Source organism: Nodularia spumigena CCY9414 (assembly GCF_000340565.2).
GTDB lineage: Bacteria > Cyanobacteriota > Cyanobacteriia > Cyanobacteriales > Nostocaceae > Nodularia > Nodularia spumigena.
Genome location: NZ_CP007203.1, coordinates 1,466,550 through 1,488,369, shown reverse-complemented (window position 1 = coordinate 1,488,369; position 21,820 = coordinate 1,466,550). Strand labels below are relative to the sequence as shown.

Sequence of the window (21,820 nt, the reverse complement as noted above, 5' to 3'; positions counted from 1 at the left end):
CAACCTACTTCTAATACACATATTTGAGTTAATATGACACTACAGTGCTAAATTCCAACTTATGACCCAAGATTTTGCCATATTAAAACGGATATATAACTCCTTTGACCCATTTCGACCCTTACCTGCTGGAGATCCAGCTTATGTCAATTGTTCAGAAGTGCGGGGAGATGGTGACATCTTGGTAGAAGTGGGGAGAGAAATTTTGTTATCCGACAGAATGACCTCTCAACTATATGCAGGTCATCGCGGTGCTGGTAAATCAACGGAATTGTTGCGACTTCAGAAATATTTAGATGAAAACGGTTGCTTTGTTGTCTATTTTGCTGCTGATGAAGAAGATATTGATCCAGAAGATGCCCAATATACAGATATTCTCTTAGCTTGTACACGTCACTTATTGAGGGCGTTAAAAGATAACGCTTCTCCAGACAGTTTATTGAACTGGTTAAATGACCGTTGGCAAGATTTAAAGGATTTAGCACTAACTGAGGTATCTCTAGAGAAATTAAGTATAGACCTGCAAATTTCCCAATTTGCCAAAATTACAGCAAATTTGAAAGCTGAACCTGGCCAACGCCAAAAAATTAGAGAAAAAGTCAACCCTCATACAACCACTTTGATTAAGGCGTTGAATCAGTTTATTAGAGATGCTAAAAAAAACTTACCTTCAGGTTATTCTCAACTGGTATTAATTGCTGACAATTTAGATCGGATTGTGCCTATACCTCAAGAAGGTGGACGCAGCAATCATGAGCAAATTTTTATAGACCGCAGTGGACAACTCCAAGAATTAGATTGCCATCTGATTTATACAGTGCCAATTTCTTTACTGTATTCTAACCACGCGGCTAATGTCGCCGATATCTATGGAAAAACTCAGGTATTGCCGATGATTATGGTTCAAACTCCTGAAAATCAAAAATATGACCTGGGAATTAATAAAGTTACCGAATTGTTACAAAAACGTTTGAGTTTGATAGACCCTAATTTATCTATTGTTGATATATTTGAAGAACGTCAGGCATTAGAGGCAATATGCTTGATGAGTGGGGGTCATGTGCGAAATTTATTATTATTAATGAAGGAAGCGATGAAATACACTAACACCTTGCCCATCCCTACCAGAGCCGTAAAGCGTTCAATTAGCGAGTTAAGAAATACTTATAGTAATACTGTTTTCGCTAATGAATGGGAAGCACTAGCAACAGTGCATCATTCTAAAGAGAAACAAAACGATCAATTATATCGGGGTTTATTATTTAATCGCTGTATTTTGGAATATCGATATATTGATAAGGAGGAAGAAAGTCGAGTTTGGTATGATATTCATCCCCTTCTTAAAGGAGTTAAAGAATTTCAAGATGCTTTTAATAAATTATATCCCTCATAATAAAAGCAACAATTTTGATATTACCCATTAACAGTTAGCATTTATTGGCTAAGTTTATGACACTAGAACTGACTGATTGGGATAACGACTTACCATCAGAAGGAGATGAAGAATATCAAGCCTTAGTCCGCGCTCTGAAATTTACAGAAGGCTTTGGCTTATTCTTTGCTCGTTGTTCTCCGGCAGAAGGTGAGCAGATGATTACCAAAATAAAAGCAGATATTGTCAATAAAAATATCCAGGTATTGAGGCTGACGGAACCAGTTAATAATTTATATGAAATAATTGAGAAATTAGATAGTAAAGAACAAATAAAAATATTATTTATTACGGGCTTAGAGCATTCTTTGTATAAATATGAAGAGAGCAAAATTCTCATGGGGTGGAATAGTAGGGATAAATATTCCTACAGTTGGAAGGGTGTACCACCTGTTTTAATTAACCTCAACCAACAACGAGAACGGTTTAGAGATAATTTTAATATTTGCTTTGTGTTCTTGCTGCCTCAGTTTGCTATTAAATATTTTATTCAACGCGCTCCCGATTTCTTTGACTGGCGTTCTGGTTTGTTTGAATTTCCTATAGATCCAGAAACTTTAGAACAAGAATCATTACGTAATTCTTTGGAAGAGGATTATGAAAAACTACTTCAGCTAACTCCAGAAGAAAGAAATAAACAAATTCTAGAAATTCAAGGACTAATTGCAGAAGAGCATCAAACACCTGAGCATCAATACGATTTATTGATTAAGTTGGGAAAATTACAGATTGCTGGACAAGATTATCAACAAGCACTTGCATCTTATGACAAAGCTTTGGAATTTAAACCTGATTACCACCAAGCTTGGTACAACCGGGGGTATGCGCTAGATGATTTAGAACGCAATGAACAAGCGATCGCATCTTATGACAAAGCTGTGGAATTTAAACCTGATAAACACGAAGCTTGGAATAACCGGGGGTATGCGCTGAGGAATTTAGAACGCAATGAACAAGCGATCGCATCTTATGACAAAGCTGTGGAATTTAAACCTGATTACCACCAAGCTTGGTACAACCGGGGGTATGCGCTGAGGAATTTAGGACGCAATGAAGAAGCGATCGCATCTTATGACAAAGCTGTGGAATTTAAACCTGATTACCACCAAGCTTGGAATAACCGGGGGAATGCGCTAGATGATTTAGGACGCTATGAAGAAGCGATCGCATCTTATGACAAAGCTGTGGAAATTAAACCTGATTACGACTTAGCTATTCGTAACCGAAAATATGCGCTCAAGAAATTAGGAAGCAATCCTAAAAAGTTGCCGATATTGAGCCAAATTTTTCAAAAATTACAAGCGATTCTTAAAAAATAATTGCAAATAATTTTCTAAAAACCATCTCAAAAATATGTCACAGCTTAAAATCGACTATCCAGAAACTTTACCAGATGCCCTACAGCAAACCAGAGAAGAATTTGAGCAGGAGGCAAAAATGGCAATGGCAGTCAAATTATTTGAAATGAAACGAATTTCTTCTGGTTTAGCTGCACAGTTAGCAGGTGTAGATAGGGTAATTTTTCTACTTAATTTACATCGTTATGGTGTGGCGATGATTGATTTAACAGAAGAAGAACTTTTATCTGATTTAACGAATACCTGCATTTAGCCTGCGTAGGCAGGCTTTGTCTGTGTAGCCCCAGACTTCGAGTCTGAGGGTTCTGAAGTTACAATTTCCCCAAAAATACAGAATGCTTCCTCCAAAAGAAAGAGCTTGCAGACAAAACCCTGTTGTAAAATAGACATAAGTAAGAATTCGGGGGGCCATTTACTGGTCATAAACGCCTATAGAAACTATTGTTGGCAATCTCCAAGGACTAAAAGCCAGTCAGCTGAAACAACTACAGCGACTGTACCACCAGCGCATCCCAGGCGATCGCATCACCACGCCTGAGTTCTCCCAGCGTCTGGCAGCAATTAGCACAGAAATCAATCAGCCGATATGTGCCTACCTCAACCGTCGCGGACAAGTGATGCGTGTAGGGGTAGGTACACCACGTCAAACGCAAATACCACCGCTAGAGCTGCCCCGTTACGGTGCAGAACGTCTGAGCGGTATTCGTTGTATAGCTACCCATCTCAAGCCAGAACCGCCCAATGAATCGGCACTGACTGCGATGGCGTTGCAACGTTTAGATGCTTTGGCAGTGATAAATATCACCGGCACAGGATTTACAAAGCGTGGTGGTGGTTCCACTGGGTATGTCAAAGAAACTTATTTGGCTCACCTAGTATCAAGTACCAAACACCTCGTATCAACTCCGCAATTGGTAATCAGCGATGAGAAGTCCCTGGCGCAAGACACAGCCCTATACTCTAGCGTATCGCCGCCTATGAGTTTAGATATGCTATCAGAGCATGACTTTATCGAGTTGGTGGAAGGTCTGGAAGCAGAATTTCAACGGGATTTTGTCGCCCAGGAAGTAGATGCTGACCATGATCGGGTGCTACTTGTGGGACTAATTACCGATAAAACCACTCCCCAACGATTCCAGGACACCATATTGGAATTAGCCCGGTTGGTGGATACGGCTGGCGGAGAGGTATTGCAGACAGTACAACAAAAGCGATCGCGCATTCATCCGCAGACCGTAGTTGGTGAAGGTAAGGTTGAAGAAATCGCCCTCACCGCCCAAACCCTGGGAGCTAATCTCGTTGTCTTTGACCGCGACCTCTCACCCGCCCAAGTCCGTAACTTGGAAAGAAAAATTGGTGTCCGGGTAGTTGACCGCACCGAAGTAATTTTAGATATCTTTGCCCAACGCGCTCAGTCCCGTGCTGGTAAATTGCAGGTAGAACTCGCACAGTTAGGATATATGATGCCGCGACTTAGTGGCAGAGGTCTGGCAATGTCGCGGTTAGGTGGTGGTATTGGGACTCGTGGCCCTGGTGAAACTAAACTGGAAACAGAACGCCGGGCGATTCAAAAACGCATTTCCCGACTGCAACAAGAAGTAAACCAGTTACAGGCGCATCGTTCAAGGTTACGCCTGCGACGGCAAAATCAGGAAGTTCCCTCTGTGGCTTTGGTTGGCTATACTAACGCGGGTAAGTCCACTTTGTTAAATGCTCTCACCAATGCCGAAGTTTATACCGCCGACCAGTTATTTGCTACTCTTGACCCCACCACTCGCCGCTTAGTCATTGCTGATGGGGACACTGGTGGAACTCAAGAGATTCTACTCACAGATACAGTAGGTTTTATACACGAACTGCCCGCTTCCCTAATGGATGCCTTTCGCGCCACCTTAGAGGAAGTCACAGAAGCCGATGCTTTACTGCATTTGGTTGATTTATCTCATCCGGCTTGGTTGAGCCATATTCGCTCAGTCAGGGAAATTTTGGCACAAATGCCAGTAACTCCCGGCCCTGCACTGGTGATTTTCAACAAAATTGACCAAGTAGATAGCGCCACACTGGCTATAGCTCAAGAAGAGTTTCCCCTGGCTGTGTTTATTTCCGCCAGTCAGCGATTAGGATTAGAAACCTTACGCCAACGTCTGACCAAACTGATTCAATATGTTGTTGATGCTCGTTAATTTTATGGCTGGCGCTTAAACAGAACGCGGTGCTAATCTCGTCATATTTGATGAACAGGCTCCGCTTTTTTGTTAATCAGAGCGCGGTTACAGCCACTAAAATTAAAAAGTATTAAATCTAATTGAGGACATTATGGCTGCCAACGTTGAAATTTACACTTGGAGTACTTGCCCCTTTTGCATCCGTGCTAAAAGTTTGTTGAAGAAGAAAGGCGTTGATTTTACCGAATATTGTATTGATGGAGATGAAGCGGAACGGGCTAAAATGTCCGAAAGAGCTAACGGGAGACGCTCACTACCGCAAATTTTTATTAATGATTACCATGTTGGTGGTTGTGATGATATGCACGCTTTAGAAAGTCAAGGCAAGCTGGATGAATTACTAGCTTCTGGTGCATAGCGTGACATATTTGAAAATGGGCTTTTTTTCACAGCCGCAATTGTGAAGTCTAATCATCAGGGGATAATCTAAGAAGAGATTCCCGGTGATTGAGGCAAACGGCGTGAAACTGGCTTTTATTATTGATCCCATCCATCAACTTGACCCGTGTCATGATACTAGCGTTGCTCTGATGGAAGCAGCACAAATTTTAGGACATGAAATTTGGGTAACTCAGGCGAATCTGCTGAGTGTAGTAGATAGCAAAGCTTGGGCTATTTTGCAGCAGGTTGAACTCGCTCCAGTGCAGTTAGTGGAGGGAGGCTGGATAGCGGCAAATCCTTGGTATAAATTGAGCGCTCCCAGCTTTACCTCCCTAGAAGCAATGGATGCTGTGTTTATGCGGACAGATCCACCAGTCAATGATTCTTACCTCTACGCCACCTACGTTCTAGACTACATTGACCACAACAAAACTCTACTCATTAACAGTCCTCGTGGTATCCGGGGGGCAAATGAAAAAATGTATGCCCTTCAGTTTACCAATGCAATTCCAGAAACTATTGTCAGTGCAGATCAGCATTTAATTAGGCAATTTTTGGCAGCTAAAGGAGAAGCAATTATCAAGCCACTGGGGAATAAAGCTGGGGAAGGGATTTTATTTTTACAAGCAGGCGATCGCAATTTTAACTCGATAGTGGAACTCAGTACACTGCGTGGTCGATTACCAGTCATGGTGCAAACTTATTTACCAAAAGCTAAAGAAGGAGACAAGCGAATTATCCTCCTGAATGGAGAACCAATTGGTGCGCTCAATCGCCTTTCTAGCGGTAGTGATTTTCGTAATAATATGGCGGCTGGTGGTACTGTTGCTCAAACTACAATCACCCCCAGAGAATATGAAATCTGTACCGAAATAGCCGCAACTTTACGTCAAGATGGTTTAATTTTTGTGGGTATTGATGTCATCGGCGGTTATCTGACTGAAGTCAACGTCACTAGTCCTACCGGGATTCGTGAAATTGACCGACTAGATGGTACTCGCTTAGGCGAACAGGTGATTTCATGGATTTCGCAAACTTTAAAAAACTAGCATAATTTGTCTAAATTTATAGCTGGGGAGTGGGGAGTGGGGAGTGGGGTAAAACCTTTCGGTGTCTAACTTTTATGATCAGTTTATGTCCTAACGTCCTTGGTGGTTGCTATAGTTGATACCCTGGTGTTTTTTTGTCAGATTTGTTAAAAAACAGCGATGGCATCCTGCAAACACCTCTTTTCTCTTTGATTTCCCAGACAAATTGATATATCTGAGTCAGTGGACTCCTGCCCAAGTTAATTTGATTTGTGGATAGGGTTGACAAATTGGAACACCAATGTTTTGGTTTGGGGATAGCAATGATATTACTGACCCCTGACCTTGGTGAAACTGAAACGACTAGATTTTATGCAGCGTTCAGCCCAACCTGAAACTGCAAATTTGATCTACAACTTCAATCCCCAATCAATTAATTTCTTGGTGTCCGGCGATTTCGCAGAAAGTCTGGAATATCCAATCCCGTTTTTTCTTTAGGTTCCGCAACTGGTGTGGGGGGATTAACTGCTTGTGGCTGTGGCGTTGACCGTTTGGGAGTAGGTGCTACTCTCGCATTAGTCACATTTTGGGTTGGTGGTGCTTGTATTTCACCAGTAAACCCAGTAGCAATTACAGTAATTCTCACCTCACCTTGGAGCCTGTCATCAATTACCGCCCCAAAAATAATATTGGCATTGGGATCAACAACTTCGTATATTGCTTCAGCAGCAGCATTCACCTCATGTAATGTGAGATCACTGCCACCAGTAATATTAAATACAACTCCTCTAGCTCCTTCAATAGAACATTCTAATAACGGCGAAGAAATAGCCGCGATCGCCGCTTCTCTCGCTCTTGATTTCCCGGAACTGACTCCTATCCCCATCAATGCCGATCCAGCATCTGCCATCACGGCTCTGACATCAGCAAAGTCAACATTTACCAAGCCGGGGATGGTAATAATATCGGAAATACCTTGGACACCTTGACGCAACACATCATCTGCATAGCGAAAAGCTTCTTGTACAGGCGTTTGCTCTGGTATGACCTCCAGCAACTTATTGTTGGGGATAATAATCAGCGTATCTACTCGACTTTTTAACCCTTCAATACCTTGTTCGGCTTGGCTAGTGCGGCGGCGACCTTCAAAAACAAATGGACGTGTAACAACACCCACAGTCAGAGCGCCCATTTCTTTTGCGACTTCTGCCACAATCGGCGCTGCACCTGTCCCCGTACCGCCTCCCATCCCAGCAGTGATAAATACTAAGTCAGCACCTTCTAAAGCCGTAGCAATTTCGTCTCGTGATTCTTCAGCTGCCTTTTGACCAATGGCAGGATTACCACCTGCGCCTAAACCTCGTGTGAGTTTCTGTCCAATTTGCAATCGACTCGGCGCACCTGCCAAAGTCAAAGCTTGAGCATCAGTGTTGATTGACCAAAACTCTACTCCTGAAACATCAGACTCAATCATGCGGTTAACCGCATTTCCACCTCCACCACCCACACCAATTACTTTGATGTTGGCAACCCGACCCGGAACAATCTCACCAATACGACTATTTTCCGTAGACATCTTTTTACTGTCATGATTTTGTCCAAAGTTCAGCCCAGAGTTGTTAAAGGGGTTAGTCGAGTTAACTGCTAGCGGAAACCCCTGCTGTCCCACAGATGGGGAATTTTTATAGGTAAGCCCTTGCTTATTATCAAGTGTCATTGGATTTGTGAAAGGTAGATAAACGACTTTTTCAGGTGTTATTCACCAGAACCTCCGCGTCGAGGAAGCCCCTGGTTTGAGACATGAGGTTTCTGATCTAAGAGTCAACTATAGTTTGACACTGCCCAAAAAATATATGGCACTGTTCTTTATTGTTATCACGACTCCCAACCTTAATTAGATAGTGAGTGCGAAAGTTGGCTATGGGATCAGCCTAGGAGCGCTGTGCCGGAGGTCATAGCACAACTAATTTTACAGAAGTATACCTAGATTTACTTAAAATTGATCTGTATAACTTCAAGGAAATATTAATATTTTCACTACTATGTTGCCGACTTAGCACATAATGCCCTCCATTATTTCTTGTTAATGCTTTAGATTAGCAGATGTTTTTAGGAATTTTGGGAGTTAGGCTTTTTGTTTGTTTGGTTCAAATGTACTAAAGGAGATGCCGGATTTTTCAAATCAATGTACTTTATTTGACTAAAATCCATTTTGGCAGATAAAGAACGCATTTGGGCGAGGACTTTGATTTGTTCGGTTAACTGAGGACTAAAAGCACCAAGATGTACATTTCCTAGTTCTGTCTTCAAAATTAGATTTGTGGGATCTTGGCAATCAATCTCCATTATTTTCACGGGGCTTTGACTTAATGCTGCATAAATTTGACTCCAAGAGGAGCGATATTGTTCTGGTGAACCAATAACTCTGAGAATTGGCAGTTTAATGTTGGGATTGACTAATTTGTATTTTTCTAAGGGTATCAAAACCCCACTAGCATCTAATAAGCCCGCAGGTGACTGTTTTTTTGGACTCTGAGCTATGGCCACGGGGACTCTTTCCTCTATTTTGATGTTTAATCCCGGAGGAAAAAGGCGGCGATTCACAGTTGCTTGTGCAATAGTGGGTTGTTGCTTTAAAGAGTTGGCGATCGCCTGCGGTTGAATCCGCCATAAAGACTGAGGATAGGATATCACCAGTAATGACTCAATCGTGGCTTCCGATAGTAATTGATCACCTGATTTCATCTCAATTTGCTTGGGAGCATTTAGCACCCATATCGGCTGGAGTGCTACCCACAGCAAACCACCAGCTAGACCACTAATGGCAGCAGTTCGCCAAAGAGCCTGAATTATTTTTATCTGCCGTTGCCGACGTATTTTTTGACGGCGCTGGGCTAAATCCTTTTGGGAAACTGATACTATGCCAGCCATTCAAACCTCTTTCTGGTTGCAGTCAAATTATTGGTTAGGTTCGGATCATAAATCTTGGTTAATTAACCTATCAATATCTATTAATCTTTCTCCTCCAGATTTTTTTCACATCTTACATGAACCACACCAGTATTTAGGTACTATAAATACTAGTAATTTTTCCTATTGAAGTTTGCAGTGTTTAGTTTAAACCGAATGTAACCTTTTTCGCAGGTAATAGCTATTACTATTTGGTCAAAATCTCCCCAAAAAATTATCGACCAAGATAACACAATCTGTACTATTAGCAACTGGTCTATTGGTTCTGACATCCGGGAGAGGCAAATTGTGGGCTAATTATGCGTCTACATTACTGGCGAGGTATTTTTTGTATTTAAACAGATTTTCAACTGGCAGCGTAGATATTTCCATTTCTCATCACTGGCGATGAGCTTTTACCTTTGAGACAATACAGTGAGGTTGTGACGACAGGGTGGGACGTTGTTAAAACACTTCTGTTAGGTATACAGCGATCGCATCAATGCTGTTAGTTTCCATCCAAATGGTGAATTACTGGCGGTGGGACAGCACAGTCAAACTTTGGAGTTCCCATTAGCCCTCATGGTCAAACACTGGTATCGGCTAGTGATGACCAAAGGATCATTTGGTGGAATCTACATTTTGACTACCTGGTTGTTGGTGATTGCATAAATTGGTATTAGCCACAGGCGCTAAATTTAAGATTTATGAGTTAAGAGTTGTGAAGAGCGATCAATTTTTATGATTCAGCTTACCAACTCAAGGAGCGATCGCTCTCCAACGCATCATCACTATTTTCCTGCTCACTATAATTCTCCATTGCAGCTGGTGGCAAAGTTGCTAAAAACGCTTTCAGTCTCATGCGCTCAATGTAAGGCCAGCCGCCTTCAGCCTCAATATCTTTGAGTAAAGAGTAGAGTTTCTGGCGGTTATCCGGCAAACTCTCTTGAAAAGCACTATCCCGGATATCTCGATGTAACTGTTCTAAATGCCGCAGCAAGCTCAAAAGAGCGATCGCATCTCCTTGAGAAACCCTAGCTACATCATGCACTGCCGTGGCGATCGCTTGCAGTTGTGCCGATAACTTCACTGATTCCAATTTTTCGCGGTTGCTCATGCAACTATCTCCGTGTAAATGAGGCCTACTCAAATTTACCGAAGATTTTTGATTTTTATTCGTTATCACAAATTTTCCAGGGCATAAAGACAGAAATAGAGGAGATCATAACAAATCTTTAGAAGCTATAAGTCACTTCTGGCAAGGGTTTTAGCTCCAAGCTGGTTTTCTTGACACAGGCAACCATAACCGATTGTAAAAGGCAGTAATCACGTCTAGCACAGCCTCCAACAGAGCTAAATGCAATCAGGTATTTTGGGATGAGACTAGAGAGCTTTGATCTTGAGTGAAAAAAAATCGTATGATCTGGCTAATTTCCCCATAAAGCAATGGACTGTATTTGTATCTAGTGGCAACACATAACATAATACAGAAACATTTGGGCAACACCGAAAATGCCATAGGCATTAGTTTTACAACTTAGATATTAATTTTTGAAATTGAGGTTGACCATGAGGTATCGCGCTTTAATTGTTGCATTCTTGGCTGTATGCCTGGGACTATTAACTGCTTGCAGTGATGCTCCCACTTCTTCTAATAGTAGGGACCTACTGACTTACGAACAAATTAGAAACACTGGCTTGGCTAACAAATGCCCCCAACTCACAGAAACTAGTCGTGGCTCCATTCCCATTGAATTAAGCCAGTCTTATACCATCAAAGAACTCTGTTTGGAACCAACCAATTTCTTTGTCAAAGAAGAGCCTGCTAATAAACGGCAAGTAGCTGAGTTTGTGCCTGGTAAATTGTTGACCAGATACACTTCCACCATTGACCAAGTACAAGGCGACTTGAAAGTTAACCCAGATAATAGCCTGACCTTTTTAGAAGCCGATGGTCTGGACTTCCAAGCCATCACAGTCAAACTTCCTGGTGGTGAATCAGTACCTTTTCTCTTCACCATCAAAGATTTAGTAGCTCAAACACAACCTGGTTTGACCAGTATCAACACCTCTACGGACTTTGAAGGTACTTTCAAAGTTCCCTCCTACCGTGGTGCTTCTTTCCTAGATCCTAAAGGTCGTGGTGTCGTCAGTGGCTATGATAATGCCGTAGCTCTTCCTGCTCAAGCTGATGACGAAGAACTCACCCGCGCTAATGTTAAGCGCGTTGAAACTCTTGATGGCACAATTTCTCTGCAAGTCGCTAAGGTAGATAGCGTTAGTGGTGAAATTGCTGGTACTTTCGAGAGCGAACAACCATCTGATACTGATTTGGGTGCTGGTGAACCTAAAGAAGTCAAGATTCGCGGTCTGTTTTATGCACGGGTTGAACCAAATCGCGCCTAAATTCCCTAGAATCATTCTGTAATTATTAACTGGCTCCCAAGACTTGACCCATTTGTTTCCTTTGTACTTGAAGCAAATGGGTTTTTTATTGCGTATCCCGAAAGCCAAAGCCTCGTAGAAAGTGCAACGAAATGGAACCCAGCATCACACCCAAGCCGTCACGCTCCGCAATCTTCGGAGCTTTCCCCTGAGCGATACAGCGATACCCTGCGGGGAGCAATCACAAAATTATCAATTTTCGCGCCCAGCTACTTGCATAAAATTAAGATTAATTACTTAATAGGTTGAAAATTTTGATGAATTTTATTGACAAAATGTCGTATTTTTACTGAGAAAGGCATTTCCCGTAATTAGTGAAATCATGGAAATCAACCTTTATAACAAATTAAGTAATTAATAAAGTTAAGTACAATTTCGGTTTGTAAATGAACTCATAATTATATATTTTGGCTATATGTAGCCCTACCATCTACAGTAATTAACAAATCTAAATAACGATAAAAATACCAATTGCGCTTATTTGAATCTGGCTCGATTGTCAATTTCATCAGGTGTTTAACCACAAATATTGTGATTTACACCATGTTTTGCTCGAAAAAATCAAATAACTTTTTTTGAGTAAAATTTCACAATCGCAGATTTTTTAAGCCGGTATTCACTTTTTATTTTAATAAATAAATGTGGTGCTATGCCTACTACAGCCAGCAACGAACTCAAAAATGAAATTTGGCAGTTACTGCGAGAGTATGAGCAATCTCGCTCAGACACTATTCGCAACAAACTGGTAAAACTAAATTTTGGACTTGTGAGAAAAGAAGCTCACTATTGGATGAATCAATGCCGTGAAAATTATGATGATTTAGTCCAAGTTGGATATTTGGGCTTAATTCGGGCGATAGAAAAATTTGAGATCTCTAAGGGACACGCCTTCAGCTCCTTTGCTATTCCCTATATTCGTGGTGAAATTCAACACTATCTGCGAGATAAAGGCGTTACAGTCAGAATTCCTCGGCGCTATTTAGCATTACAACAGCAGGCCATAGGAGTTTCACGTGATTTGTGCGAAAAATATAATCGCCAACCTACTGACTCTGAACTAGCCGCAGCATTGGCAATTTCTCTGAATGAATGGCAAGAAATTAAACTAGCATGGGTGAATCGCTCCCCTCTGAGCCTAGATGTTCCAGTGTTGGACTCAGAAGAAGGAACCACCAGCCTGGGAGAATTAGTTCCTGATCCCAAGTATCGCAGCTTTCAACTGGCGCAAGAAGATCAAATTCGCCTGCAACAAGCATTGTTTGAGTTAGAAAAATGTACTCGTGAAGTTTTGGAATGCGTCTTTTTCCAAGACTTGACACAAAAACAAGTCGCAGAACATCTGGGAATTAGTGTAGTGACAGTTTCCCGCAGAGTAAAAAAAGGGCTGGGCTTGTTAAAGAAGATGATGAGTGTGAAGGAAGATTAAGTTCCAGCAAGCTTAAGCTGTATTGAGCCTAGGCTAGGGGTGCTAACAATTACCTTGAAAAGTCCTAAAATTAGGTTATAAAGGTAACATAGTTTGCCTGAGATCCCAATAGGCAATGTTGACGTTTCCTAGAGCTTTTGAGAACAGCTAATGAACAGAAATTTCCCAATTGTATTTGTAGCTCTTTCAATGTTAGCGATCGCTGGATGTACTATCGGAGGTACACCAGATGCAACCGCTCCTACCCCTACTGCAAACCCAGCAGCACAATCGCCAACACCAGAGGAATCCTTTAATAATCCTGTAGTTTCTACTGATTCAACAAGTGCCTCTGCAACTCCGAACTTAATTAAACTGACTAATGCTACAGAGCGAGAACGGATAGTCTCAAAAGGGCGAGATGACCCATTTGCTCAAATTGTCGGGCAGACCCAGACTGTTGCTACAATGCCGACACCTCGGACAATTACTACACCTGTAGGTATCAGACCGCTTCCGCCAATACCTCCCTTACCTACTCCTACAGGACCAAGACAACCAACACCCCGTGCGCCTATTTCTACTGGAAATACTACAACTGCGGCTTCCCCAACTTCAGAGGCCAAGATACCCAAGCCTAAAACTCGTCCGGACTCAGTTATACCAGAAGTTATGCCCGGAGTGCTTTCTGATGTCACTCTAGAACCTCTGCTACCTCCACCCCCACAGCCTGAGTTAGCTGAGGGAGTCATTGTTAGTGGGGTAGTGCTAATTGGTCAAAAACCCCAAGCAATTATTAAAGTACCGACTGAAGACACAAGTCGCTATGTACAGGCGGGACAGCGCCTAGCCAGTGGTCTGCTAATTAAACGTATTGAAATGAATGAAGGTTCCAATCCTATCGTAATTATCGAACAATATGGTATTGAAGTTGCCAGAATGGTAGGGGAACAACCTATTGATTCAGCATCATCAACAACTAAAGCTGAAGCTTCTTAAAGATGGAAACTCAAGAAAAAATTGAATTTATTGGTTTATCTCTAGCAGTCTATCGAGAAATAGCTGCTCATTTGCGTCAAGTCGAAGGAATCGAAGTGGGCTTAATTCCCCAAACATCTTCAGCATTTGATTACAATCAAAGTCAAATTGCTGGCTTATGGATTTCTCGTTTACCCAATTATGGGACTGAAAGTCAGCAACGTGAACAGCAAATTTTAGCTTACTACCGAAACCGTTATGGTGTTTAATACCCTTGATTTACTCTGTAGATAAAATTAGGATTTTTCTGAACCAAACTGACCTTGTTAATCATACAGGTCTATTTTTTTACTAACACTTTTTTACCTACAGCACTTTGCAAGTATAGCGTTTTCTAGTTTGCTCAGGGATATACATATTTATCTGTGTTTATCTGTGGGCTAATAATTTTTATAATACTTGTTGAAAATTGCGAATAAAAACACTAAAATATACGCATATACTCAAATATATCAGCAAAATTGCTGGCTGTTTCATATTCACAAGGTTGACTGCATATTGTGGAAGAATTTTTACAAGGTCTTTTCGGGGCTGTTTGATTTGTGACTTTAACAAAAATTTCCCCTGGACAACAAATAACTCATACACAACAATTTGGATTAAATTTAGTCTCTCAGCTAAGTCATGGAAGAGATGTTATCTTGGCAATTGATTTGACAGAAAGCGTTGGCTTAAATAACGAAGCTCGCATTCGTTTACGTCAAATAGTTGAAGACAGCATTAAACCAGGAATTACTTCAAACATATGGATACAAACTGCTGCTGACAGTCCATTGAGAATTGCTGATTCTTCAGACAGTCAAGAGCGACAGGCTGGGATCAACATCTTACCAGTTCACAAGCGATCGCTCTCCATCACCACCCCGGAAAATAAACCCTATACATTCACTATCGTTGATGCTGCTCCCACAGGTCAAGAATTTTGTACACCCGCACCAGGTAATCAAGAAACTTGCTTAGTTAATCCTTATTTAAGGCAACAGTTATGGATTCCTAGCCTAATTTTACTACTAATACTTGCTAGTTTGTTGGGAGTTGCGTTTAAATTGCATCGATTGCGTCACAAGTGGGAATTGCACATCTATGTTGAAGAACATGAAGAACAAATATGCAGATTAAAAAATAATCAAAGAATTGCAATTGGTGAAGACGATACAAATTGTACAGATTTTATTGACTGTCCAGGTACAGAAGTGAGAGCATATTTAGAACGTCAGGGAGAGAAACTTTATTTAGTACCTAATGAATCAACATCTATTCATTATAACGGTCGGAAAATTACCTCACGCACCTTAATATCTGGTTCTCAAATTAGGTTAAACTTTCCAGATACTCACCAGGGCGATTACGAAATTAGCATTCAACTTAAAAAATAGTGCTTCCGAGAACATTTTATGAACTCAGCAACTACCAATAACCTGCAATAATCAACCAAGACTCAAGGGTTGATCGTTCCGTGCTTATTCTGCGGCTCAGTTAATTTTACCTGGTGGGGAATTTGCGGCGATCGCCGGAGGCGTGGCTTTGTTGATCGCTCGTCACGAAGATCAGACACGGCGACGGATTGAAATCCGCTTTACCCGGTTAGGGAAAGTTCAAAAAGTAAAGTAGTTAAAGCTTTTGTGAAGCAGAGATTAATCTTGCCGGAATTTCAAGCAAATAGTAAGATTGGGGGATGCAATTGCTATTTGCTGAGGTAAACTTGCAAGCAAGATCATCACAATTTTACTCAGCTACTCTTCGGTCTGGGCATAACTCATAATGGAACAATGGCAATTTCTAATACAGAAACAGGGCGATCGCTCTTGGCATAACCTGGAATCGCCAAACTTAGAAATTTCGGAAGGTTGGTACAGAGTGTTGGCTCGTTCTCACCTACGTAATACTGACGTGGAAATACGGATAATACACTCGTCAATTTCAGAAATTTCCCCAAAGCGGCAAATTCAAAGGCGATCGCAGCGCACTAATGCCGAAGGTTTAATGGCGGTAATTCCTTTTACCCACCTCCAGCCGGGAATTTGGGAATTGCAATGCTCTGGAGATTTGATTTCGGATTTATTCGGTAAATCGTGGCAATATGGTATTTATCTACAAGTATTCTCTGAAGAATCCACTAGGGTATGGGGACAATCGCACACAGGCGAGAATATAGCCTCAAATTTACCCCAACCTCCAGATGCTATTGCTGATGGCAACCTGAAATCCGCTATTACACCAGAACCTCTTTCTAGTTCTAAAAGTGATCAAGAGCCAACAGATTTACCATCTGAAACAGTAACAGACGGCACAGATATCGAGCCGCCTGTTAGCCCAGTTTTTCTCAAAGGTGAATCAGCTGAACAGATTTTACAAAATTTAATGGATTTAGCTTTACCCATCTCTGAAACTTTGTTAGAAGAGGGCAAAGTTGAGGACAATGTAGCGATCAAACCACGGACACCGCTATGTTTGACTTTAGAACGGGAAACCCATGTTGCACATTGGGGAGAAATAGTCGTCATTCATGGGCGAGTAGACCTGCAAGACCAGACAAATCAAGAAAGTGACACAGCACCCCCAGAAATTCTTTATGCCTTGGAATTAGTCATTGAACTGCGATCGCCTTTAAGCTCAGAAATTTTAACCCAGGTTCGGCAGCCTCTACCAAACAGCTCGTTGCCTATGGTGATCAGCTCCGCAATTGATATTCCCATAGATTGTGAATCTAAACTGATTTTGGCAGATATCAATCTGTATGGCGCACTCACTGAATTCGGTGAAGTAATCATATTAGCTAATCAGTCTTTTACAATTACAGCAGATGTCACAGAATTGCTAGCAATCACAGCCGCAGCTAAATTTAGTGAACAAAATTTATTAGATCACCCTATAGAACCACCAACAGAGCTAGAAACATCTATTAGCATTGACTTAAGACTTTTTAACCTGGCTAAAACAACACAAATAAATCATTCTCCGTTTATTCAAATTTCCCGAAACAAGTCACTACCCCCGCAACTTAACCCTGAAGAACTAGAAGCAGCCGGACGGCGAGTGTCTCAACTAAATAAATTAGCCGATTCTCGTTTACCTCAACTGCCAAAACTACCTGAAAACCAAATCACTGTCAAAGTGGCGCTTACCGAAGGTGTGGCCACTGCTGATGTAGTTACCGATCAAGAGCTTGTAGAGAAAGACAAGACTAGAGCCAGCATCAACTTAGCGCAACTGGTGATTAAAAATCATCGTCGGCGGATGCTCAACAGCACTTTTCCTTACTTGAAACGCCTAAAAGTTTTACCTGACAATACACCAGATGCTTTTTCACTCCCAGATGATCAGGATTCTCCGCAGATAGATACAACTGTCTGTGAGCATGAAAATACATTTGAATTAGTGGCTGGTGATGCAGAGTTCCAGGATGACTCACCAGATTTAGAATTATTAGAATTAAATGCAGAGGCTAATCTCTGTTCATCGCCTTTGATTAGAAAGTGGACACAAAGCCAAGGATTTTCCCTACCTGAATCTGTGATTTCGATTTTAGATCAGCAAAAATTACCCGATGAGCAGGTTCCGCTTTCAACTCAAACTGTGGAAATTAGCTCATCATTAGACGTAGAACCGCAAACTGATATCGGAGCAGATCAGATACCTGTGTTGCCAGATGCTACACTAATGGCGATCGCAGCCAGTGCTATGGAAATCCAGGAGATGGCAACATTTGAACAGCCAGAGGCCATTTCTGTACTCTCTCCAGATTCACAATTACCGCCTGCTGATTATCTTTGGTTAACACAAGAATTTGTGGTTGAAGATATATATACTCAACCAGTGGGGGATGTGATAGATAGCTATTCTTCTGAACAGCATTCGCAACCAATCTCAGATTTATCCCATACCCCACTTATGCAAGGGGTAATTGTTGAACCTTTGCCAATTCCTTTACTACACGTTCCAGATGGTGAACTAATCGGTGGGACTTCTGTCAGGGTGAGGGTAGAACTACCTGCGATATCCCCGCAAATAGTTGTCAAGTTATGGGTGGAAGATTGCCAAACTCGCTGGCTGCTAGATGGCCCCCATGTACTGACAGACTTGCTACCTAATTCCTTGGGGAGTTTATTCGTGATAACTCAATTAAATATTCCCTACGGTTGCTTGGAAATTCGTGTGGAGGCGATCGCTTTTAATCAGCTTACCCAGCAAGAAAGTCACAAAGTCACCGTGGTGCGGACTGTGATTCCTCCAGACTTGCCAAATTTGCAGCTAGATCAATTACTGGGTATTTGATTGACACTCCCCTGCCTAAAGGCGAGGGGATTCTGTAATCTACCTCGTCACTTGCTCTAATAGGCTTTCGCCTAAAAGAGTAGCGGCCACGAGTCCTACAGCGTTACTTTGGACGTGCCCCGTCCTAGCTTGTCCTGCAAGATTCAAAATGTTAATTGCTGCATTTTCATCCCTATGCAAACTACATCCACAATTACAAACATGGGTGCGCGTTGATAGGGATTTTTTAACGATAGCATCACAGTTTGAACATTTTTGTGATGTGTAATGTGGTGCTACAGCAATGGCTAATTTACCAAATTTACCAGCAAAATACTCAATCCATTGCCGAAACAAATACCAGCTAGCGTCAGCAATTGACTTAGCTAAACAATGATTTTTGAGTAAATTACGCACTCGTAAGTCTTCATAGGCTACTAAGTCGTTAGACTTGCACACGTTACGCGCTATTCTCTTAGCGTGTTCATTCCGTTGCCTACTTATTCTCAAATGCTTTCTGGCAAATATAGCTCTAGCTTTTTTACGTCCTGACGAACCTTTTTTCTTTTTGTAAATGCGTCTTTGAGCGTGTTTGATTTTTGACTCAGCCTTTCTCAAAAACTTGGGATTAGCCTCTTGATGTCCGTTTGAGTCTGTGTAAAAGCTCTGAATTCCAACGTCTAAACCAATTTCATTACCTGCCAATGGTTGAATGTCTAAAACCTCAACATCAATACAAAATTGACAGTAATAGCCATCAGCACGGCGTACCAATCTAACACGCTTAATTGATTTAACCGGGTAAGTTTCAATATCCCACTTACCCAGCAATTTCAACTCACCAATACCTTTTTTGTCAGTAATGGTAATACGGCGTTGAGTTTGGTTTAGCTTCCAACCTGATGTTTTATACTCAACCGAGCGATTATCATGCTGAAATCTTGGATACCCTTTTTTACCTGATACTTTCTTTTTACAATTTTCGTAAAACCTTGATATTGCTAACCATGCTCTTTCGGCTGATGATTGCACTGCCATTGAATTTAAGTTAGCCACAAATTTAAATTCGTTGCGTAGTTCCGTTGAATACTTATTGAGCGCAAATCTATCAATTTTCAACTCTCTTGGTGCATCCATCCAATACCTCAAACACTTATTTCTAATGAATTGAGTTGTTTTGATGGCTTCCTCAATAGCTAAGTATTGTAGTTTTTTGGCTTTGACTTTATACTCTAGAACTAGCAACTTGACTCACCCCCTTGCTTTGCTTATATTATATTTAGTATAAGTGAATGTTCTGATTATGTCAACAGGAAAAGGTAAGAAAAGGGTAAAAAATACACCTGTTTTATACAATGAAATAAAGAAGAAAAGAGGCGTTATGCTCACAGATACCGCTTGGTATTCTGTGCAAGAATTAGCCGCAAAAAATGACGTAAGCGCTAGTGAATATTTAGAGGCGATGATTAGAAAATATTGCACCACAGAGGCGTAAACGCCTCCAGGCAGCTTTCATCCCTTGCCTAAAGTACGGAATACGGTGCTACGCACCTGTTCCTCAAGGGTTTTCAGCCTGCCTTCCTTATAAATCACACAGGCGTTGTGTTAATAATTTTGAGAATTTCAAAAATCCGGCGAATTTTGCAGTAAGCTCGGTTTAGAGGATTGTCTAAATTATTAGGAAAGTTAACTATGGCAGCTTCATTTTTGCCTTCTATCTTGGTTCCTCTGACTGGTCTAGTTTTTCCAGCAGTGACAATGGCGTTTTTGCTGTTATACATCGAACGCGACGATATCAGCTAATTAGTTGATAATTTCCCACGTCTTCCAGGCGTGGGATTCGCGTTTAAATTATTTAGTATAAAAGCGCACTTATTATATTCCAACTCATTCCTAGTAGACAAAGGATTCCCACTGCATACGTAATGGTTCGCCAAGGCTGCAAACCGAGAAGATACATCAAGGTATGTAGTATCCGCGCACCTGTAAAAGCAGAAAACAACCAAATTGCAGCCCCAGGCGATGCTTCGGTTAACACATACGCTATTCCCAGACCAATAAATATGGGAATGTTCTCCAAGTCATTCAGCCAAGCTTTAGCCGCTCGTTGGACTTGTGGTAAATCCTCCTTAGCAGGTGGCTGATTGAATACTGCGGAGTCTTCTGGGTTGACAAACTCACGTCTGCTGATCCGATAAAATCCTTGATAAGCTGAAAGCGCAAACATTTTCAGAAATAGTGCTACAACGCACAACGAATACCAGTGAAGAGGGGTTCCCATAGTTCCAAGCATAGAGATTACCTGTTATCTGCTAGTAACAGACTACCTTGCTTGAATGTAGTTACAGACAGACATTGTGCTAATTGTAACTTAGATATCTATTAGCTTAGTACCTGATCACTCAAATTACAAACCGCCTGTCTCTAGGAAACAAGCGGTTTGTTAATGCTAATTTTTAAACAACTGCCCGAAAATCCAGACTAAATTGTTTTCTGATCAAGCTATTCTTACATTGAAGAACCGACTCCAGAATAGGCTCCGTAAAAGAAAATACCTACAACTGTAATTACACCTAAACCTGCGATTGTAGCGACAACCCACAGGGGAATTCTTCCACTTCCAGCAGACACAGCTTTTCTCCTCCCTTAATAACAAATCAACACTGATTTCATGAACAAAGATTTACAACACTTGCTCTGTGTTAGTTAAAGAAGTAACTAGAGAACAGAATTCCTAGAACAAAGACTAAAAGTAGTCCCAGGTATAGTGAAGTCCGGTTTAGTTCAACCGGTTGATTATTCGGATTAGGCGATCTATCCATAATTTTCTCCTAGCGTTGAATAAACTGCATGGCGGCGATCGCGCCTAAAAAGAAGACCGAAGGTACACCCAAAGTATGAATTGCCAGCCATCTCACTGTAAAAATGGGATAGGTAACTGGTTGATTTATGTCATTTCCGCTAGTCATAATCTCAAACTACTTACCGATAAATTGTTCAACTTGCTGTTTAGCGCCAAAACGATCCTTCACAATGGGCAATTCCTGCCGTGTTTGTGTGTAGTATTCGTTAGGACGGGGAGTGCCGAAAGCATCATAAGCCAATCCGGTTTGGACAAAGAGCCACCCAGCAATAAATAATGCGGGAATGGTGATGCTGTGAATTACCCAGTAACGAACGCTGGTAATAATGTCCGAAAACGGACGTTCTCCAGTGGTACCTGACATTTAGATTCCTACCTTCACAAAGATTGTTATTGTCTATTATCCTACAAAGTTTAGAAAGAGTTACAAGTTGCAACGACC

The 21,820-nt window shown here is 41.4% G+C and carries 24 protein-coding genes; 14 read left to right on the top strand and 10 right to left on the bottom strand.

What is annotated here, in order from left to right; translation table 11 throughout:
* Positions 1-61: 61 nt before the first annotated feature.
* The 3 genes from NSP_RS06490 to NSP_RS06480 are packed head-to-tail and all read left to right on the top strand — an operon-like array spanning position 62 to position 3,043.
* A complete protein-coding gene (locus tag NSP_RS06490; RefSeq protein ID WP_006197385.1) occupies positions 62-1,393 on the top strand; it encodes an ATP-binding protein in 1,332 nt (443 codons plus the stop codon).
* A 56-nt stretch (positions 1,394-1,449) separates the two neighbouring features.
* The gene (locus NSP_RS06485; protein WP_006197386.1) at positions 1,450-2,751 is read left to right on the top strand and encodes a tetratricopeptide repeat protein; all 1,302 of its coding nucleotides are present in this window, start codon (positions 1,450-1,452) and stop codon (positions 2,749-2,751) included.
* A gap of 34 nt (positions 2,752-2,785) precedes the next feature.
* Positions 2,786-3,043, top strand: a complete 258-nt coding sequence (locus NSP_RS06480) for a UPF0175 family protein (RefSeq protein WP_006197387.1) — start codon at positions 2,786-2,788, stop codon at positions 3,041-3,043.
* A 232-nt stretch (positions 3,044-3,275) separates the two neighbouring features.
* On the opposite strand, the gene NSP_RS27170 is transcribed toward NSP_RS06480, so the two are convergent.
* Positions 3,276-3,404, bottom strand: a complete 129-nt coding sequence (locus NSP_RS27170) for a hypothetical protein (protein ID WP_269454113.1) — start codon at positions 3,402-3,404, stop codon at positions 3,276-3,278.
* A gap of 3 nt (positions 3,405-3,407) precedes the next feature.
* Here NSP_RS27170 and hflX point away from each other — a divergent pair, with 3 nt between their 5' ends.
* From hflX to gshB, 3 genes are all read left to right on the top strand, one after another.
* A complete protein-coding gene (gene hflX / locus NSP_RS06475) occupies positions 3,408-4,973 on the top strand; it encodes a GTPase HflX (RefSeq protein WP_006197389.1) in 1,566 nt (521 codons plus the stop codon).
* 133 nt (positions 4,974-5,106) lie between these two features.
* Complete coding sequence (gene grxC, locus NSP_RS06470) at positions 5,107-5,373, top strand: glutaredoxin 3 (RefSeq protein WP_006197390.1); 267 nt, start codon at positions 5,107-5,109, stop codon at positions 5,371-5,373.
* 103 nt (positions 5,374-5,476) lie between these two features.
* Positions 5,477-6,445 carry a glutathione synthase gene (gene gshB / locus NSP_RS06465; RefSeq protein ID WP_006197391.1) on the top strand — a complete coding sequence of 323 codons (969 nt, stop codon included), beginning with the start codon at positions 5,477-5,479 and terminating at the stop codon, positions 6,443-6,445.
* Between the two features lie 412 nt (positions 6,446-6,857).
* On the opposite strand, the gene ftsZ is transcribed toward gshB, so the two are convergent.
* The 3 genes from ftsZ to NSP_RS06450 all read right to left on the bottom strand — a co-directional run bounded on the left by ftsZ (position 6,858) and on the right by NSP_RS06450 (position 10,490).
* The gene (gene ftsZ / locus NSP_RS06460; protein ID WP_006197392.1) at positions 6,858-8,141 is read right to left on the bottom strand and encodes a cell division protein FtsZ; all 1,284 of its coding nucleotides are present in this window, start codon (positions 8,139-8,141) and stop codon (positions 6,858-6,860) included.
* 392 nt (positions 8,142-8,533) lie between these two features.
* Positions 8,534-9,355, bottom strand: coding sequence for a cell division protein FtsQ/DivIB (locus NSP_RS06455; protein ID WP_006197393.1), 822 nt, complete (start codon positions 9,353-9,355; stop codon positions 8,534-8,536).
* A gap of 769 nt (positions 9,356-10,124) precedes the next feature.
* The gene (locus NSP_RS06450) at positions 10,125-10,490 is read right to left on the bottom strand and encodes a hypothetical protein (protein WP_006197395.1); all 366 of its coding nucleotides are present in this window, start codon (positions 10,488-10,490) and stop codon (positions 10,125-10,127) included.
* 452 nt (positions 10,491-10,942) lie between these two features.
* Here NSP_RS06450 and psbO point away from each other — a divergent pair, with 452 nt between their 5' ends.
* The 6 genes from psbO to NSP_RS06420 all read left to right on the top strand — a co-directional run bounded on the left by psbO (position 10,943) and on the right by NSP_RS06420 (position 18,536).
* Positions 10,943-11,779: a photosystem II manganese-stabilizing polypeptide gene (gene psbO / locus NSP_RS06445; protein ID WP_006197397.1), complete on the top strand. Its 837-nt coding sequence runs from the start codon at positions 10,943-10,945 to the stop codon at positions 11,777-11,779.
* Between the two features lie 688 nt (positions 11,780-12,467).
* Positions 12,468-13,244, top strand: a complete 777-nt coding sequence (locus tag NSP_RS06440; protein ID WP_006197398.1) for an RNA polymerase sigma factor SigF — start codon at positions 12,468-12,470, stop codon at positions 13,242-13,244.
* 150 nt (positions 13,245-13,394) lie between these two features.
* Positions 13,395-14,222, top strand: a complete 828-nt coding sequence (locus NSP_RS06435) for a hypothetical protein (protein ID WP_017803908.1) — start codon at positions 13,395-13,397, stop codon at positions 14,220-14,222.
* A gap of 2 nt (positions 14,223-14,224) precedes the next feature.
* Entirely contained in the window at positions 14,225-14,470 is a 246-nt protein-coding gene (locus NSP_RS06430; RefSeq protein WP_006197400.1) for a hypothetical protein, read from the top strand.
* 333 nt (positions 14,471-14,803) lie between these two features.
* Positions 14,804-15,637: a hypothetical protein gene (locus NSP_RS06425; RefSeq protein ID WP_006197401.1), complete on the top strand. Its 834-nt coding sequence runs from the start codon at positions 14,804-14,806 to the stop codon at positions 15,635-15,637.
* Between the two features lie 385 nt (positions 15,638-16,022).
* Positions 16,023-18,536, top strand: coding sequence for a hypothetical protein (locus NSP_RS06420; RefSeq protein WP_006197403.1), 2,514 nt, complete (start codon positions 16,023-16,025; stop codon positions 18,534-18,536).
* Between the two features lie 39 nt (positions 18,537-18,575).
* Here the strand turns inward: NSP_RS06420 and NSP_RS06415 are convergent, their stop codons facing one another.
* Positions 18,576-19,760 carry an RNA-guided endonuclease InsQ/TnpB family protein gene (locus tag NSP_RS06415; protein WP_006197405.1) on the bottom strand — a complete coding sequence of 395 codons (1,185 nt, stop codon included), beginning with the start codon at positions 19,758-19,760 and terminating at the stop codon, positions 18,576-18,578.
* A gap of 58 nt (positions 19,761-19,818) precedes the next feature.
* On the opposite strand from NSP_RS06415, the gene NSP_RS06410 reads away from it, so the two are divergent.
* Positions 19,819-20,010, top strand: a complete 192-nt coding sequence (locus tag NSP_RS06410) for a hypothetical protein (protein ID WP_006197406.1) — start codon at positions 19,819-19,821, stop codon at positions 20,008-20,010.
* A 197-nt stretch (positions 20,011-20,207) separates the two neighbouring features.
* Positions 20,208-20,318 carry a photosystem I reaction center subunit VIII gene (gene psaI, locus NSP_RS23935; protein ID WP_071839278.1) on the top strand — a complete coding sequence of 37 codons (111 nt, stop codon included), beginning with the start codon at positions 20,208-20,210 and terminating at the stop codon, positions 20,316-20,318.
* A gap of 52 nt (positions 20,319-20,370) precedes the next feature.
* Here the strand turns inward: psaI and NSP_RS06400 are convergent, their stop codons facing one another.
* From NSP_RS06400 to psbE, 5 genes are all read right to left on the bottom strand, one after another.
* Entirely contained in the window at positions 20,371-20,796 is a 426-nt protein-coding gene (locus tag NSP_RS06400; RefSeq protein WP_173403265.1) for an MAPEG family protein, read from the bottom strand.
* 227 nt (positions 20,797-21,023) lie between these two features.
* On the bottom strand, positions 21,024-21,146 hold the full coding sequence (locus tag NSP_RS06395) for a photosystem II reaction center protein J (RefSeq protein ID WP_006197409.1): 123 nt from the start codon (positions 21,144-21,146) through the stop codon (positions 21,024-21,026).
* Between the two features lie 71 nt (positions 21,147-21,217).
* Positions 21,218-21,337, bottom strand: a complete 120-nt coding sequence (locus tag NSP_RS23930) for a photosystem II reaction center protein PsbL (RefSeq protein WP_172644234.1) — start codon at positions 21,335-21,337, stop codon at positions 21,218-21,220.
* Between the two features lie 9 nt (positions 21,338-21,346).
* On the bottom strand, positions 21,347-21,484 hold the full coding sequence (psbF, locus tag NSP_RS06390) for a cytochrome b559 subunit beta (protein ID WP_017803907.1): 138 nt from the start codon (positions 21,482-21,484) through the stop codon (positions 21,347-21,349).
* 9 nt (positions 21,485-21,493) lie between these two features.
* Positions 21,494-21,742 (bottom strand): cytochrome b559 subunit alpha, encoded by a 249-nt coding sequence (gene psbE / locus NSP_RS06385; protein ID WP_006197411.1) that lies wholly within the window; start codon positions 21,740-21,742, stop codon positions 21,494-21,496.
* Positions 21,743-21,820 lie beyond the last annotated feature (78 nt).

What these genes read in the sequence shown, in the direction of transcription:
- psbO (WP_006197397.1), top strand. Translation starts at nt 10,943, where the DNA reads ATGAGGTATCGCGCTTTAATTGTTGCATTCTTGGCTGTATGCCTGGGA.
- NSP_RS06455 (WP_006197393.1), bottom strand. Translation starts at nt 9,355, where the DNA reads ATGGCTGGCATAGTATCAGTTTCCCAAAAGGATTTAGCCCAGCGCCGT.
- NSP_RS06480 (WP_006197387.1), top strand. Translation starts at nt 2,786, where the DNA reads ATGTCACAGCTTAAAATCGACTATCCAGAAACTTTACCAGATGCCCTA.
- NSP_RS23930 (WP_172644234.1), bottom strand. Translation starts at nt 21,337, where the DNA reads ATGGATAGATCGCCTAATCCGAATAATCAACCGGTTGAACTAAACCGG.
- psbF (WP_017803907.1), bottom strand. Translation starts at nt 21,484, where the DNA reads ATGACTAGCGGAAATGACATAAATCAACCAGTTACCTATCCCATTTTT.
- NSP_RS06420 (WP_006197403.1), top strand. Translation starts at nt 16,023, where the DNA reads ATGGAACAATGGCAATTTCTAATACAGAAACAGGGCGATCGCTCTTGG.
- NSP_RS06490 (WP_006197385.1), top strand. Translation starts at nt 62, where the DNA reads ATGACCCAAGATTTTGCCATATTAAAACGGATATATAACTCCTTTGAC.
- NSP_RS06400 (WP_173403265.1), bottom strand. Translation starts at nt 20,796, where the DNA reads ATGGGAACCCCTCTTCACTGGTATTCGTTGTGCGTTGTAGCACTATTT.
- NSP_RS06430 (WP_006197400.1), top strand. Translation starts at nt 14,225, where the DNA reads ATGGAAACTCAAGAAAAAATTGAATTTATTGGTTTATCTCTAGCAGTC.
- psbE (WP_006197411.1), bottom strand. Translation starts at nt 21,742, where the DNA reads ATGTCAGGTACCACTGGAGAACGTCCGTTTTCGGACATTATTACCAGC.
- psaI (WP_071839278.1), top strand. Translation starts at nt 20,208, where the DNA reads ATGGCAGCTTCATTTTTGCCTTCTATCTTGGTTCCTCTGACTGGTCTA.
- NSP_RS06450 (WP_006197395.1), bottom strand. Translation starts at nt 10,490, where the DNA reads ATGAGCAACCGCGAAAAATTGGAATCAGTGAAGTTATCGGCACAACTG.
- NSP_RS06435 (WP_017803908.1), top strand. Translation starts at nt 13,395, where the DNA reads ATGAACAGAAATTTCCCAATTGTATTTGTAGCTCTTTCAATGTTAGCG.
- NSP_RS06485 (WP_006197386.1), top strand. Translation starts at nt 1,450, where the DNA reads ATGACACTAGAACTGACTGATTGGGATAACGACTTACCATCAGAAGGA.
- NSP_RS06410 (WP_006197406.1), top strand. Translation starts at nt 19,819, where the DNA reads ATGTCAACAGGAAAAGGTAAGAAAAGGGTAAAAAATACACCTGTTTTA.
- NSP_RS06440 (WP_006197398.1), top strand. Translation starts at nt 12,468, where the DNA reads ATGCCTACTACAGCCAGCAACGAACTCAAAAATGAAATTTGGCAGTTA.
- hflX (WP_006197389.1), top strand. Translation starts at nt 3,408, where the DNA reads ATGCGTGTAGGGGTAGGTACACCACGTCAAACGCAAATACCACCGCTA.
- ftsZ (WP_006197392.1), bottom strand. Translation starts at nt 8,141, where the DNA reads ATGACACTTGATAATAAGCAAGGGCTTACCTATAAAAATTCCCCATCT.
- grxC (WP_006197390.1), top strand. Translation starts at nt 5,107, where the DNA reads ATGGCTGCCAACGTTGAAATTTACACTTGGAGTACTTGCCCCTTTTGC.